Source organism: Pseudomonas sp. 2822-15 (genome assembly GCF_002742515.1).
Taxonomy (GTDB): Bacteria; Pseudomonadota; Gammaproteobacteria; order Pseudomonadales; family Pseudomonadaceae; genus Aquipseudomonas; species Aquipseudomonas salomonii.
Genome location: NZ_LJRY01000108.1, coordinates 1 through 254, shown reverse-complemented (window position 1 = coordinate 254; position 254 = coordinate 1). Strand labels below are relative to the sequence as shown.

Below are 254 nucleotides of genomic sequence, written 5' to 3'. Positions count from 1 at the left end.
GCTTTCTGCTTTTCCCACAACCCTAAATTACTTGTATAGCGTAGATAAAGCCGATCTATTTGATATTTCCCCCGAACAGGAGCTTCTGTTTCATACTTTATCTCAGCCGTACTTTTACCTTTAACAATACTTTTGAGAGGAAATGGTTTGGAAAAACTTTGTGGTATTCCATCCATGAAGCGAAAATGCATAACATGATGAGATTCATTTTTCATTTCAATTATTACTTCATAGGATTTGCCACGCTCTATTTC

The 254-nt window shown here is 35.8% G+C and carries 1 protein-coding gene; it reads right to left on the bottom strand.

The annotated features are described in order from the left end of the window. On the bottom strand, window positions 1-254 hold a 254-nt coding region (locus tag AOA59_RS32335; RefSeq protein ID WP_218212182.1), incomplete at both ends, for a hypothetical protein.